Here is a 14306-nt window from a genome sequence, read left to right as displayed (position 1 = left end):
CCAACCGGCCACGTCAGGTAATCACCTTGACGCCTCAATCATCGCGTCCAGGTTCAGCGTCCCCTCAGGCGGCGCTGCGTACGTTCGCCGTCATGGCTGTGGAACGACGAACCGTACTGAGGTCTGCCCTGCTGGCGATAGGTACGGGAACGGTGGCTGCCTGCTCGAGCGACAACCAGGCGAAGAACGCCCCGCCGGACACGGCCTCCCAGCCGGCGTCCGCGCCGTCCTCAACGCACCCGGCCGCGAAGAGACCGGCCGGTCCACGACCTGCCCCGCCAAGCGAAGCCACCGAGATCGGTCACGGCCCGAGGATGGTTCCAAAGGTCGCGCTGACCTTTCACGGCAATGGCGATCCGGCCCTCGGGACCGAAATACTCGATCTGGTCGAGAAGGCCGGCGCCAAGGTCAGCGTTCTCGCGGTCGGCACCTGGCTGGTCGCTCATCCCGAGATGGCCACCCGGGTCCTGAAAGGTGGCCATGACCTCGGCAACCACACCATGCACCACAAGCCGATGCGCAAACTCGGCGCCGCCGACGCACGGCGCGAGATCGGCGACTGCGCAGCGGTTCTGCGCCGCGCCACGAACAGCCAAGGGCGCTGGTTCCGCGCCTCGGGTACGCAGCAGACGACACCACTGATTCGCTCGTCGGCCGCCGCCGCGGGTTACGCTGCGTGTGTGTCCTATGACGTCGACGGTCTCGACTGGCAGGACCCACCTGCCGCGACCGTGGTGAAGGCGGTCCTGGACGGAGTTCGTCCGGGTTCGATCGTCAGCCTGCATCTCGGCCATCCGGTCACGGTCAAGGCACTCCCGCAGATCCTGTCCGGTCTGTCGGCCAAACACCTCGCCCCCGTCACCTTGAGCGAATTGCTGCAATGAAACGACTGGTCGCTCTGAGCGTGCTCGTGGCACTGACCGCGAGCGCGTGCTCCGGCAGCGGCCACCCCGCCGCCTCTTCCGCTTCCTCCGCCCCGACCTCGACGACCGCCCCACGCGAAGAGACCAAACCAGCGGCCGAACAGGCGCCTACCTTCCTTCCCGGCATGCCGCGGCCGCTCTCGCCGACTGACGTGTGGGCCGCGGACCGGCCGGGACAGTTCGCCAAGGCCGTACGCGGAGTGCCGCTGCGTATTTACGTACCGAACAGCGGCAGCAACACAGTGACCGAGATCGATCCGCGGACGTACAAGGTGATCCGCACGTTCCGTACCGGGCGGGAACCGCAGCACGTCGTACCGTCCTGGGATCTGAAGACGTTGTGGGTGAACAACGACCTCGGCAACAGTCTGACGCCGATCAACCCGGTCACCGGTCTGCCCGGCAAGCCGGTCGCGGTCCACGATCCGTACAACCTGTACTTCACGCCGGACGGCAAGCACGCGGTCGTGATGGCGTCGAACGACAAGCAGCTGGTCTTCCGCGATCCGCACACGATGGCCGTACAGAAGACCGTGCCGGTGCCGTGTGCCGGGGTGAACCACGCAGACTTCGCGGCCGACGGCAAGACGTTCCTGGTGTCGTGTGAGTTCTCCGGGCAGCTGCTGCTCGTCGACACGGCCGCGGAGAAAGTACTGCAGGTGCTGAAGCTGCCCAGTATGGCCGGGATGGCCGGGATGCACGCGCCGATGCCGCAGGATGTGAAGCTGTCGCCGGACGGGCGGTTCTACTACGTCGCGGACATGATGAGCAACGGGATGTGGGTGGTCTCGACGCATCCGCCGGTCGCGATCCAGGGCTTCATCCCGACCGGCAAGGGCGCGCACGGGCTGTACGTCACGCGCAACTCGCGCGACCTGATCATCACCAACCGGGGCGAGGGCTCGATTTCGCTGTTCGACTTCGTCACCCGGAAGGTGGTGAAGAAGATCAAGATCCCCGGCGGCGGCAGTCCCGACATGGGCGGGGTGTCGCCGGACGGCAATGTGCTGTGGGTGTCCGGCCGGTACAACTCGGTCGTGTATGCGATCCGGTTGAGTACCGGCAAGCTCTTGGCCCGCATCCCGGTCGGCAAAGGGCCGCACGGCTTGGCCGTCTTCCCCCAGCCCGGCCGGTACTCGCTCGGCCACACCGGGATCTTCCGTTAGGACCTACAGCCCTTTGGCGTTCGCGCGTGGGCTGGGAGTGGTCGTCCGTAGCTCGGTGGTGAAGGCGTAGCGGTCACCGCGATAGACGGCCGACGTGTACTCGAAGACGCGATCGCGACTGTCGAAGCTGATGCCGTGGACGGCGAGACAGGGTTGCGTGGTGGGGATGTCCAGCCAGCCGGCTGTCTTCGCGTCGGGCATCACCGGTTCGAGGCGCGAGGTGCCGCTCACGACATCGATCCCGTACCGGCTGGTGAGCAGGTCGTACAGCGAGCCGTTCAGATCATCGGCCTGCAGACCGGGCACATACGCGGCCGGCAGTGTCGTACGCTCCACCACCATCGGATGGTTGTCGGCGAGCCGCAGCCGGGTGAACCCGATGATCGCGTCGCCGACCGGGATCCGCAGCCGCCGTGCCGCCGCGCGCTCGGCCTTCTGGTGCCGGAACTCGAGCATCGTGCTGCCCGGCCGCATCCCGCGGCGGCGGATGTCCTCGGAGAACCCGATCATGCCCAGCCAGCGCGCCACCTTCGGGCGGGTCGTGTACGTCCCGCTGCCGTGCCGGCGGACCAGCAGTTCCTCGATCACCAGCTCGTCCACCGCGCGGCGCAGCGTCATCCGCGCGACGTTCCAGCGCGCGGCCAGCTCGCGCTCGGGTGGCAGCGCGGCGCCCTCCGGCAGCGTGTCGATCAGACTCAGCAGCAGCGCCCGGATCTCGGCGGCCTTCCCCGGCAGCGAACCATGCATTGGTCCTGAGTAACACCAAGTGGACTACTCCGAAACCCTTTCCATCACAATCGTCGCCAGCTCGACAGGACGTGTCGAGACCTGCCTAGTGCACTTGAGCGTGAGGTGGCCGGTGCGTACGGCGTATCGCGGGTGTACTACCTGTCGAGCTGCCGATCATCTCCCAAAACAAGCACGGTTGATTCTTTTTGTCAGCAGTGGGACGCTCGGGGAACCGAACCCCTGCTGAGGGAGTGTGGCGTGCGGCTGGATGACGTGCTGGCGGATCTGTGGGCCGAGAGTGCCGAGCTGGACCGGCTGGTCGGTGGGCTGGCGGCCGATGAATGGGCGACGCCGACGCCGGCCGAGGGGTGGACGATCGCGCATCAGATCGCGCACCTGGCCTGGACCGACGAGGCGGCGCGGTTGTCGGCGACCGATCCGGACGGGTTCAAGGAGTCGTTGCGGGTGGCGGCCGCGAATCCGTCCACGTACGTCGACGACGGTGCGGCCGAGACTGCCGCGCTGCCGCCCGATCAGCTGCTCACGTACTGGCGGGAGGCCCGGACCGAGGTCGCGGAGGCGCTGAAGAAGGTGCCGGCCGGGGAGAAGATGCACTGGTACGGGCCGCCGATGAGCCCGACGTCGATGGCTACCGCGCGGCTGATGGAGACGTGGGCGCACGGGCAAGACGTATTCGATGCGCTAGGGGTCCGGCGGGAGCCGAGCAGCCGGTTGCGGCACGTGGCGCATCTTGCGGTGCGTACGCGGGACTTCGCGTACGTACTCAACAACCGCACTCCGCCAGGCGACGAGTTCTTCGTGGAGCTCAGCGGGCCTGATGGGGACGTGTGGACGTGGGGGCCGGAGGATGCCGCGCAACGGGTGAGTGGGACGGCGGTGGACTTTTGTTTGCTGGCGACGCAGCGGCGGCATCGGGATGACGTGGCGGTGCGGGCGGAAGGTGCCGAGGCGGAGGAGTGGCTGGGGATCATCCAGGCCTTCGCGGGGCTCCCGGGCAAGGGCCGCCGCCCAGGACAGTTCGCATGACCGGGACGGCCGATGGGGTAGCTGGCTCCGGGGCGGTGGTTCGGATCGGGAATGCGTCCGGGTTCTACGGGGATCGGTTCAGTGCTGTCCAGGAGATGCTGACCGGTGGGCCACTGGATGTGTTGACCGGCGACTACCTGGCCGAGTTGACCATGCTCATCCTCGGCCGCGACCGCCTCAAGGACCCGTCCCTCGGCTACGCGCGCACCTTCCTCAAACAGCTCGAAGCCAACCTCGGCGAAGCCCTGGACCGCGGCGTCAAGATCGTGAGCAACGCCGGCGGCCTCAACCCCGCCGGCCTGGCCCAAGCCATCCACGACCTGGCTGACAACCTCGGCCTGCACCCCAAGATCGCGTACGTCGAAGGCGACGACCTCCTCGCCCGCAGCGACGAACTGAACCTCGGCAAACCCCTGACAGCCAACGCGTACCTCGGCGCCTGGGGTATCGCCGAAGCCCTCCGCGCCGGCGCGGACGTGGTCGTGACCGGCCGCGTCACCGACGCCTCGGTCATCGTCGGACCGGCCGCCGCCCACCACGGCTGGAAGCGGACCCAGTACGACGAACTTGCCGGCGCCGTCGTCGCCGGGCACGTGATCGAATGCGGCTGCCAGGCCACCGGCGGCAACTACGCGTTCTTCACCGAGCTCCACGACTTCGGCCGCCCCGGGTTCCCGATCGCGGAGATCCACGCGGACGGCAGCAGCGTGATCACCAAGCACGACCACACCGGCGGCGCGGTCACCATCGACACCGTCAAGGCTCAGCTCCTGTACGAGATCACCGGCGCCCGGTACGCGGGTCCGGACGTCACCACCCGCCTGGACACGATCGAACTGGTTGCTGATGGCACCGATCGGGTCTGGATCTCCGGTGTTCGCGGCGAGGCACCACCGCCGACGTACAAGGTCTCGCTGAACAGCGTCGGCGGCTTCCGCAACGAGGTCGACTTCGTGCTGACCGGGCTGCAATTGGAACAGAAGGCCGAGCTGGTCCAGCGCCAGCTGGAGCAGGCGCTGCCGAAGCGTCCCGCCGAGCTGAAGTGGACGCTGGCCTGGACCGAGAAGCCGAACGCCGAGTCCGAGCAGGAGGCCAGCGTCTTCCTCCGCTGCGCGGTGAAGGACCCGGACCCGAAGGTGGTCGGCCGCGCGTTCAGCAGCGCCGCGGTCGAGTTGGCGCTGGCGAGCTACCCCGGGTTCCATGTCACCGCGCCGCCCGGCGACGGCTCACCGTACGGCGTGTTCCGCGCTGGGTACGTCGACATCCACGAGGTGGAGCACGTGGTCGTACTCCCGGACGGATCGCGCCAGGTGATCGAACCAGCGGCCGAGACGAGGTCGCTCGAACCGGTCGAGGACATCCAGCCACCGATGCCGTTGCCACAACTGGCATCGAGCGGACGGATGCGTACTCGCGAGGTCCCGCTCGGGCGGATCGCCGGTGCGCGCTCGGGCGACAAGGGCGGCGACGCGAACGTCGGCGTGTGGGTCCGCGACGAGAAGACCTGGCGCTGGCTCGCACACTCCCTCACCACCGAGCTCTTCAAGACGCTCCTCCCCGAAACCCGTCCGCTGACCGTTCACCGCTATCTGCTGCCGAATCTCTGGGCCGTCAACTTCGTGGTCGAGGGCCTCCTCGGCGAAGGCGTTGCCGCGCAGGCACGCTTTGACCCACAGGCGAAGGCGCTCGGGGAGTGGCTGCGGTCGCGGTACGTCGACGTGCCGGAAGTGCTGCTATGACAGCCGAGCGGGACGCGCTACGCGACACGGTCCGGCGGTTCATGGCGGCCGAGGTCCTGCCGTCGCTGGACGACTGGGAACGAGCCGGTGAACTACCGCGTGACCTGCACAAGAAGGCCGGCCAGCTCGGCCTGCTGGGCGTCGGCTTTCCGGAGGCGGTTGGAGGTGGCGGTGGGTCACTGCTCGACTCGATCGCGGTGGTCAAGGAGATGCACTACGCCGGCGGGTCGGGCGGCCTGGTCGCCTCGTTGCTGACCTGCGGCATCGCCCTGCCGCACATCATTGCTGCTGGCAATGAACAACAGATCGACCGGTGGGTACGACCAACGTTGGACGGCGAGCTGATCGGTGCGCTGGCGATCACTGAACCCGATGGTGGCTCGGATGTCGCCTCGGTGCGTACGACGGCCCGACGCGTTGGTGATGTCTTCGTCGTCAACGGTGCGAAGACGTACATCACCTCCGGCTGCCGGGCGGACTTCGTGACGACAGCTGTGCGTACGGGTGGACCTGGTGCGCACGGGATCAGCTTGCTGGTGATCGAGCGAGACACGCCGGGCTTCGTGGTGTCGCGCAAGCTGGAGAAGCTGGGTTGGCTCTGCTCGGACACCGCCGAGTTGTCGTTCACGGATGTACGCGTCCCGGTCGCGAATCTGGTCGGCGTACAGGACTCAGGCTTCGTACAGCTGGCGGTGAACTTCGTCGCGGAACGGTTGACGCTGGCGGTGCAGGCGTACGCGGGGGCGCAGCGTGCTCTGGAGCTGACTGTTGCCTGGTGCAAGCAACGGGAGACGTTCGGGCGGCCGTTGATTTCCCGGCAGGTGGTGCAGCACACACTGACGGAGATGGCACGGCGGATCGATGTCGCGCGGGTGTACGTGCACGCGGTGGCCGAGCGCGCCGTACGCGGCGAGGACGTGATCGCCGAGACCTGCTTCGCGAAGAACACGGCGGTGGAAGCCGGGCAGTGGGTCTGCGACCAGGCGGTGCAGCTGCACGGCGGTCTCGGGTACATGCGAGAGGCCGAAGTGGAACGTCAGTACCGCGACCAGAAGATCCTCGCCATCGGCGGCGGGACCACCGAGATCCTGACCGGCCTGGCCTCCAAACGACTGGGGTTCACTGGATGAGCAATCGCGAACTGATGCTGGAGAAGCTCGCCGCGCTGGACGAGGAGCATGCGAAGGCGCTCGCCGGCGGCGGTGAGAAGTATGTCGCCAGGCATCACCAGCGCGGCAAGCTGCTGGCGCGGGAGCGGATCGAGCTGCTGCTCGACCCCGACTCGTACTTCCTCGAGCTGTCGCCGCTGGCCGGCTGGGGCTCGGACTTCACCGTCGGCGCCAGCCTGGTGACCGGAATCGGCGTGGTCGAAGGGGTCGAGTGCCTGATCACCGCGAACGATCCGACCGTCAAGGGCGGCGCCAGCAACCCGTGGACGTTGCGCAAGGCGTTGCGCGCCGACGAGATCGCGCGGGCGAACCGGCTGCCGGTGATCAGTCTGGTCGAGTCCGGCGGCGCGGATCTGCCGACGCAGAAGGAGATCTTCATTCCGGGCGGCGCGATGTTCCGGGATCTGACCCGGCTGTCGGCCGAAGGGATACCGACGATCGCGCTGGTGTTCGGCAACTCGACCGCGGGCGGCGCGTACATCCCAGGGATGAGCGACTACGTGGTGATGGTCGACGGCGGCGCGAAGGTGTTCCTGGCCGGGCCGCCGCTGGTGAAGATGGCGACCGGCGAGGACGCCGACGACGAGTCGCTCGGCGGCGCGGCGATGCACGCGCGGCAGTCCGGGCTGGCCGACTACTTCGCGGTCGACGAACCGGACGCGATCCGGCTCGGGCGGCAGATCGTCTCCCGGCTGAACTGGCGCAAGCGCGGTCCGGCGCCGGCACCCGCGTACGCCGAACCGCTGCTCGCCGCGGATGACCTGCTCGACATCGTGCCGGGTGACCTACGCATCCCGTTCGATCCGCGGGACGTGATCGCCCGGGTGGTGGACGGCTCGGTGTTCGACGAGTTCAAGCCGCTGTACGGGTCGTCGCTCGCGACCGGTTGGGCGTCGGTGCACGGGTACCCGGTGGGCATCCTGGCGAATGCGCGCGGCGTGCTGTTCAGCGAGGAGTCGCAGAAGGCGGCGCAGTTCATCCAGCTGGCGAACCGGTCGGACACGCCGTTGATCTTCCTGCACAACACCACCGGCTACATGGTCGGGCAGGAGTACGAGCAGGGCGGGATCATCAAGCACGGCGCGCAGATGATCAACGCGGTGTCCAACTCGAAGGTGCCGCACCTCTCGATCCTGATGGGTGCTTCGTACGGCGCCGGGCACTACGGGATGTGTGGTCGCGCGTTCGATCCGCGCTTCCTGTTCGCGTGGCCGTCCGCGAAGTCCGCGGTGATGGGGCCGCAGCAGTTGGCCGGCGTGCTGTCGATCGTGGCGCGGGCGGCGGCCGAGGCGAAAGGGCAGCCGTACGACGAGGCGGCCGACAAGCAGTTGCGCGCGTACGTCGAGGGGCAGATCGAGGCGGAGTCGCTGCCGATGTTCCTGTCCGGACGGTTGTACGACGACGGGGTGATCGATCCGCGGGACACCCGGACCGTACTGGCCATCTGCCTGTCCGCCATCCACTCCGCCCCAGTCGAAGGCACCACCTCCTTCGGCGTCTTCAGGATGTGATCGACGATGCCCACCGCGCCACCCGCTTTTCCCTTCACCGCGCCGAGGAGGCTCGCGTGATCACCTCGGTACTGGTCGCCAATCGCGGCGAGATCGCGCGGCGGATCTTCCGGACCGCCCGCACCCTCGGGCTCTCCACGGTCGCCGTCCACTCCACCGCGGACGCATCCATGCCGTTTGTGAAGGAAGCAGACGCGGCCGTACACCTCCCGGGCAACACACCCGCCGACACCTACCTACGCGCCGACCTGATCATCGAGGCAGCCAAGCGAGCGGGCGCCGACGCGATCCACCCTGGCTACGGCTTCCTGTCCGAAAACGCCGCCTTCGCCCAGGCAGTCATCGACGCCGGCCTGACCTGGATCGGCCCACCAGTCGACGCAATCTCGTCCATGGGCTCGAAAATCGAAGCCAAAAAGCTGATGGCCGCCGCCGGCGTCCCAGTCCTCACCGAGCTGACACCCGCCGAAGTATCCGCAGCAAACCTCCCCGTCCTGGTGAAAGCATCAGCAGGCGGCGGCGGACGCGGCATGCGGGTCGTAACGCGCCTCGAAGACCTGGCAACCGAGATCGAGGCAGCATCAGCCGAGGCGTTGTCGGCCTTCGGCGACGGCACCGTCTTCTGCGAGCGCTACCTGGCGAGCGGGCGGCACATCGAAGTTCAGATCATGGCCGACCAGCACGGCACGAGCTGGGCCGTCGGTGAGCGCGAGTGCTCGATCCAGCGCCGCCACCAGAAGGTCGTCGAAGAGGCCCCGTCGCCGCTGGTCGAACGCATCCCATCCATGCGCCCGCGCCTCTTCGACGCGGCCCGCACCGCGGCTGCCGCGATCGGCTACATCGGCGCGGGCACCGTCGAATTCCTCGCCGACGAGGCCGGAGAGTTCTACTTCCTGGAGATGAACACCCGCCTTCAGGTGGAGCACCCGGTCACGGAGGAGACGACCGGACTCGACCTGGTCGAACTACAGTTCGCGATCGCGGGCGGTGCGCACCTCGTACCGGAACCACCGCCGACCGTTGGTCACGCCATCGAGGTACGCCTGTACGCCGAGGACCCGCTCCGCGACTGGCAACCACAGACCGGCGTACTGCACCGCTTCGACCTGTCGCCGGACGTACGAGTGGACTCCGGCGTAGAAGGCGGCTCGGAGGTTTCGCCGTACTACGACGCGATGCTGGCGAAGGTGATCGCCTCCGGGCCGGACCGTACGGCGGTGGCGCGGCGGCTTGCCGGCGTACTGGACCGAGCGGCGATCCACGGTGTAGGAACGAATCGCGAACTGCTGGCGTGGATCTTGCGGCATCCGGCCTTTCTTGCGGGCGATACCGACACGGCGTTCTTCGACCAGCACGGCGTGGGTGTGGCGCCGGACGAAGCGGTACTACGGCTGTCCGCCTTGGCCGCGGCGTTGGCGGACGCGGCGGGGCGGCAGGCGCGTACGCCGGTGCGCGTCGTGAGCGGCTGGCGCAATGTGCCGTCGCAACCGCAGCGGAAGAGCTACCAGGTAGGCGATGCCGTCCACGAGGTCGCGTATCGGTTGACCCGCGACGGATTGGTTGCGGATGGCAACGTACGGCTCATCGAGTCGGCGCCGGAGCAGGTGGTGCTGGAAGTCGATGGTGTCCGCAGGTCCTTCGCGGTCGCGGCGTACGACGGGCTGGTGTGCGTGGACTCGGCGCTCGGCAGCGTCAGCCTGACCTCGGTTCCGCGGTTCGTCGATCCGGCCGGGCAGGTCGCGGCCGGGTCGTTGGTGGCGCCAATGCCCGGGACGGTGGTACGCGTCGGCGTGCGGGTCGGCGACAAGGTGACGCATGGGCAACCGCTGCTCTGGCTGGAGGCGATGAAGATGGAACACACGATCGCCGCCCCGGCCGACGGCGTGGTGAACGAGTTGCCGGTGGACGCTGGACAACAGGTAGAGGTCGGTGCGGTACTTGCCGTGGTTGGGGAGGCAACGTGAATTTCGTGGAGTCCGAGGAACGGCGGGAGTTGCGGAAGGTCGTCGGGGAGCTCGGGGCGAAGTACGGCTACGAGTGGTTCAACCGGCAGGCGCGGTCCGGTGGGTCGACCGCCGAGCTGTGGCGCGAAGCCGGCAAGCTCGGCTTCCTCGGCGTCAACCTCCCCGAGCAGTACGGCGGTGGCGGCGGCGGGATGGCCGACCTCTCGATCGTCCTCGAGGAACTCGGCGCGGCCGGCTGCCCATTGCTGATGATGGTCGTGTCGCCGTCGATCTGCGGCACCGTGATCTCGCGCTTCGGCACCGGCGACCAGAAGCAGCGCTGGCTGCCCGGTCTCGCGGACGGCAGCACGATCATGGCGTTCGCGATCACCGAACCGGACGCCGGCTCGAACTCACACCAGATCACCACCACCGCGCGCCGCACCGGCGACGGCTGGTCGCTGACCGGGCGCAAGGTCTTCATCTCCGGTCTCGACGTCGCGAAGGCGGTTCTGGTCGTCGGCCGGACCGAGGACGCCCGCACCGGCAAGCTCAAGCCCGCGTTGTTCATCGTCCCGATAGACGCGCCGGGCGTCGAGTTCCGGCAGATCGAGATGGACCTGATCAGCCCGGACAAGCAGTACGCGCTGTTCCTGGACGACGTACAACTCCCGCCCGATGCACTCGTCGGATCCGAGGACGCAGCCCTGATGCAGTTGTTCGCGGGGCTCAACCCCGAGCGCATCATGGCGTCGGCGTTCGCGATCGGCATCGCGCGGCACGCGCTCGGCAAGGCGACCACGTACGTGAAGGAACGCACGGTGTGGAAGGCCCCGATCGGCGCGCACCAGGGCCTCGCGCACCCGCTGGCCCAGATCAAGATCGAGCTGGAGCTGGCGCGGCTGATGATGCAGAAGGCCGCGGCCCTGTACGACGCGGGCGATGACCTGGCCGCGGGCGAGGCCGCGAACATGGCCAAGTACGCCGCCGGTGAGGTCGCTGTTCGCGCCACCGATCAGGCGGTGCAGTCACTCGGCGGGAACGGGATGACGGTCGAGTACGGCGTCGCGGCCCTGGTCGCGGTCGCCCGCGCCACCCGGATCGCCCCGGTCAGCCGGGAGATGATCCTGAACTTCGTCGCCCAGCACAGTCTCGGATTGCCCAAGTCCTACTGAGAGGCCTCGGCATGATCATCACCAGCGAGTTTCCACCCGTCGAGGTGCTCGACCTCCCGATCCACGACGCCGTCCTCGGCCGGGCGCAGGAGTACGGCGACCGGCCCGCGATGGTCGACGGTGTCACCGGCCAGGAGCTCAGTTACGCGCAACTGGACCACATGACCCGGCGAATCGCTGCGGGCCTGGCCGAGCTCGGCATCCGGCACGGTGATGTGATCGCGCTGCACAGCCCGAACACGATCCTGTACCCGGCCGTGTTCTACGGCGCCACCCGCGCCGGCGCGACCGTGACCACGGTGAACGCGCTCTACACCGCCGACGAGCTGCACAAGCAACTGGTCGACTCGAAGGCGAAGTTGCTGGTGACGATTTCGCTGTTCCTGCCGATCGCGTCCGCGGCGGTCGAGGGTACTGGCGTCGAGCAGATCTTCGTCTGCGACCAGGCCGAGGGGTACCGGTCGGTGCAGGAACTGCTCGCGTCCACCGCGCCGGAGCCGTCGGTGACGATCGATCCAGCGTCCGATGTGGCAGTGCTGCCGTACTCCAGCGGGACCACCGGTGCGGCGAAGGGCGTGATGCTGACCCACCGGAACATCGCGACCAACATCTCCCAGGCCGAGGTGATGATCCGGATCGCTCCGGGCGAACGGGTGATCGCGATCCTGCCGTTCTTCCACATCTACGGGCTGTCGGTGCTGATGAACCTGCCGCTCCGGCTCGGCATCACCGTCGTCGTGCTGCCCAAGTTCGACCTGGAGCAGTTCCTGACCACGCTCGATCAGCAGCGGATCACGCGCGCATTCGTGGCGCCGCCGGTGGTGCTCGCGCTGGCAAAGCACCCTGCCGTCGACGGGTACGACCTGTCCCGGTTGAAGTACGTGACGTCGGCCGCGGCGCCGCTCGACGGCGAGCTGGCGCAGGCGTGCGCGAAGCGGCTCGGGTTGCACGCGGTCCTGCAGGCGTACGGGATGACCGAACTGTCGCCGGGCACGCACGCCGTACCGCAGGACGACCCGGAACCGCCGCCGGGCGCGGTCGGGAAGCTCTTCCCATCCACCGAGATGCGGCTGGTCGGTGCTGATGGCAACGACACCGACGAGGGGGAGATCTGGATTCGCGGGCCGCAGGTGATGAAGGGATACCTCGGGCGGCCGGCCGACACCGACGCCACCGTCGATCGGGACGGCTGGCTGCACACCGGCGACATTGGGCGGATGGACGAGCGCGGTTATCTGTACGTCGTGGATCGGGTGAAGGAGCTGATCAAGTACCACGGGTACCAGGTGCCGCCCGCGGAGCTGGAGGCTGTCCTGCTCACGGACGAGCGGATCGCGGACGCGGCGGTGATCGGGGTCGATGCTGACGGCAACGAAATCCCGAAGGCGTTCGTGGTACCGATGCCCGGGGTGCCGCTGACCGAGGAGGACGTGATCGAGTACGTGGCGGCGCGGGTGGCGCCGTACAAGAAGATCCGGCAGGTGGAGTTCATCGACGCGGTACCGAAGGCCGCGTCCGGAAAGATCCTGCGACGGGAACTGCGGGCGCGCGAGGCGGGCCGTGAATGAGGTCCCGTGAGTGAGGTGCTGCGGGCGCCGCAGCAGGACCGGTCGCGGGCGACGCGGCAGCGGTTGCTGGCGGCGGCCGTGGAGTCACTCGCGGAGGTCGGGTACGCGGCGACGACGGTGAGTGTGGTGGCGACCCGGGCCGGCGTATCGCGTGGGGCGGCGCAGCATCACTTCCCGACCAGGGCGGACCTCTTCGCGGCAGCGGTCGAGTACATGACCGAGGTGCGGCTCGCGGAGATCCGCGCGCAGGCGTCCGGTCTGCCGAGCGGCGCGGGGCGTACTGAGGCGATCGTGGGGATGCTGGCGGATGTGTACACCGGGCCGCTGTTCCGCGCCGCGCTGCACTTGTGGGTGGCTGCGTCGACTGAAGAGGCACTCCGGCAACAGATAGTGCGGCTGGAAGCACATGTAGGTCGCCAGGCGCACCGGGCGTTGCTGGAAGTACTAGAGGTGAGTGAACGGACTGCAGGCGTACGGGAGACGGTGCAGGGCGTACTGGACATGGCGCGCGGACTTGGGCTTGCTGCTCTGTTGACCGATGACAGTGCGCGACGGCGCGGGATCGTACGCCAGTGGAGCCGCATCCTGGATCAGGCTCTGCGGGAGCCCGGTGTGTGACCGAACGCGCGGCGGAAGGTGTCGATGAACGCACTGGTCGACGCCCAGCCGCAGGCATGAGCCACGCGGGTCACTGACTCTCCTTCCGCCAGCAGCCGGAGTCCTTCGTGCAGTCTGAGCTGCGTGCGCCACTGCGGGAAGGTCATGCCGAGGTCGGTCTTGCACAGGCGGCTCAGGGTGCGTTCGCTCGCACCTACTACTGCACCAAGCTGGGTCAGTGTCCTGCCGTCGGCCGGGTTATCCACAAGCAATGCACAGGCTGCTGCGAGCCGCGGGTCACGGGCGGTGGGTAGATAGGTGGGGCGCTGCGGGGAGCGTCGCAGCTGGTCCAGCAGCACAGCACGCAGCCGCGCCCGCTCGGCCGGCTCGGTCTGATCCGCTTCGGTTGAGGTGTAGGTGAGGATCAGCTCGCGGAGCAGCGGGCTGACTACCAGTGCCGAGGGGACGTCCAGGCTCAGCGGGTTGTCCTCGAGGCCGATCGTGTGCAGCGCGGTTTCACCGTACGCGCGGTGCTGATGAACCGTGCCGGCCGGAATCCAGATCGCCCGGGTCCCAGGCGCCACCCAACTGCCCGCATCGGTCGTCACGGACAGCACGCCGCGGCCCGCGTACACGATCTGGTGCCGGTCATGCCAGTGCGCCTCGATCCCGCCACCGGCCTGGATCGGGCGGTGACCGGTGTTTGCGGGCCGTTGGCTGGTTTCCGGCATCAATTGGC

Annotated in this window: 13 protein-coding genes; 10 read left to right on the top strand and 3 right to left on the bottom strand. The window is 68.1% G+C overall.

Annotated features, from left to right (window positions below; all coding sequences use genetic code 11):
- Positions 1 to 64: 64 nt before the first annotated feature.
- A complete protein-coding gene (locus tag ABD260_RS13240; protein WP_344233755.1) occupies positions 65 to 292 on the bottom strand; it encodes a hypothetical protein in 228 nt (75 codons plus the stop codon).
- A 22-nt stretch (positions 293 to 314) separates the two neighbouring features.
- Here ABD260_RS13240 and ABD260_RS13235 point away from each other — a divergent pair, with 22 nt between their 5' ends.
- Together ABD260_RS13235 and ABD260_RS13230 are read left to right on the top strand one after the other, a co-directional pair.
- Positions 315 to 884, top strand: coding sequence for a polysaccharide deacetylase family protein (locus tag ABD260_RS13235; RefSeq protein WP_344233754.1), 570 nt, complete (start codon positions 315 to 317; stop codon positions 882 to 884).
- 164 nt (positions 885 to 1048) lie between these two features.
- A complete protein-coding gene (locus ABD260_RS13230; RefSeq protein ID WP_344233753.1) occupies positions 1049 to 2089 on the top strand; it encodes a YncE family protein in 1041 nt (346 codons plus the stop codon).
- Between the two features lie 3 nt (positions 2090 to 2092).
- On the opposite strand, the gene ABD260_RS13225 is transcribed toward ABD260_RS13230, so the two are convergent.
- A complete protein-coding gene (locus ABD260_RS13225) occupies positions 2093 to 2836 on the bottom strand; it encodes a GntR family transcriptional regulator (protein WP_344233752.1) in 744 nt (247 codons plus the stop codon).
- 240 nt (positions 2837 to 3076) lie between these two features.
- Between ABD260_RS13225 and ABD260_RS13220 the strand changes: the two genes are divergently transcribed.
- The 8 genes from ABD260_RS13220 to ABD260_RS13185 are packed head-to-tail and all read left to right on the top strand — an operon-like array spanning position 3077 to position 13588.
- Entirely contained in the window at positions 3077 to 3865 is a 789-nt protein-coding gene (locus tag ABD260_RS13220) for a TIGR03084 family metal-binding protein (RefSeq protein ID WP_344233751.1), read from the top strand.
- The gene (locus ABD260_RS13215) at positions 3862 to 5604 is read left to right on the top strand and encodes an acyclic terpene utilization AtuA family protein (RefSeq protein WP_344233750.1); all 1743 of its coding nucleotides are present in this window, start codon (positions 3862 to 3864) and stop codon (positions 5602 to 5604) included. Before ABD260_RS13220 ends, ABD260_RS13215 begins: the two co-directional genes overlap by 4 nt.
- Entirely contained in the window at positions 5601 to 6734 is a 1134-nt protein-coding gene (locus ABD260_RS13210; protein WP_344233748.1) for an acyl-CoA dehydrogenase family protein, read from the top strand. Before ABD260_RS13215 ends, ABD260_RS13210 begins: the two co-directional genes overlap by 4 nt.
- Positions 6731 to 8284 (top strand): acyl-CoA carboxylase subunit beta, encoded by a 1554-nt coding sequence (locus ABD260_RS13205; protein ID WP_344233747.1) that lies wholly within the window; start codon positions 6731 to 6733, stop codon positions 8282 to 8284. Before ABD260_RS13210 ends, ABD260_RS13205 begins: the two co-directional genes overlap by 4 nt.
- Positions 8285 to 8340: 56 nt before the next feature.
- Complete coding sequence (locus tag ABD260_RS13200) at positions 8341 to 10248, top strand: acetyl/propionyl/methylcrotonyl-CoA carboxylase subunit alpha (RefSeq protein ID WP_344233746.1); 1908 nt, start codon at positions 8341 to 8343, stop codon at positions 10246 to 10248.
- Positions 10245 to 11402, top strand: coding sequence for an acyl-CoA dehydrogenase family protein (locus ABD260_RS13195; RefSeq protein WP_344233745.1), 1158 nt, complete (start codon positions 10245 to 10247; stop codon positions 11400 to 11402). Before ABD260_RS13200 ends, ABD260_RS13195 begins: the two co-directional genes overlap by 4 nt.
- 11 nt (positions 11403 to 11413) lie before the next feature.
- Positions 11414 to 12970, top strand: a complete 1557-nt coding sequence (locus ABD260_RS13190) for an AMP-binding protein (protein ID WP_344233744.1) — start codon at positions 11414 to 11416, stop codon at positions 12968 to 12970.
- A 6-nt stretch (positions 12971 to 12976) separates the two neighbouring features.
- Positions 12977 to 13588, top strand: a complete 612-nt coding sequence (locus ABD260_RS13185; protein ID WP_344233743.1) for a TetR/AcrR family transcriptional regulator — start codon at positions 12977 to 12979, stop codon at positions 13586 to 13588.
- Here ABD260_RS13185 and ABD260_RS13180 read toward each other — a convergent pair.
- A complete protein-coding gene (locus ABD260_RS13180; RefSeq protein ID WP_344233742.1) occupies positions 13561 to 14298 on the bottom strand; it encodes an AraC family transcriptional regulator in 738 nt (245 codons plus the stop codon). The two genes, ABD260_RS13185 and ABD260_RS13180, sit on opposite strands and share 28 nt — an antisense overlap.
- Between the last annotated feature and the right edge of the window lie 8 nt (positions 14299 to 14306).

Source organism: Kribbella hippodromi, from assembly GCF_039531045.1.
Taxonomy (GTDB): domain Bacteria; phylum Actinomycetota; class Actinomycetes; order Propionibacteriales; family Kribbellaceae; genus Kribbella; species Kribbella hippodromi.
The sequence above is the reverse complement of the archived record's forward strand: the minus strand, read 5'-3'. Positions and strand labels throughout refer to the sequence as shown.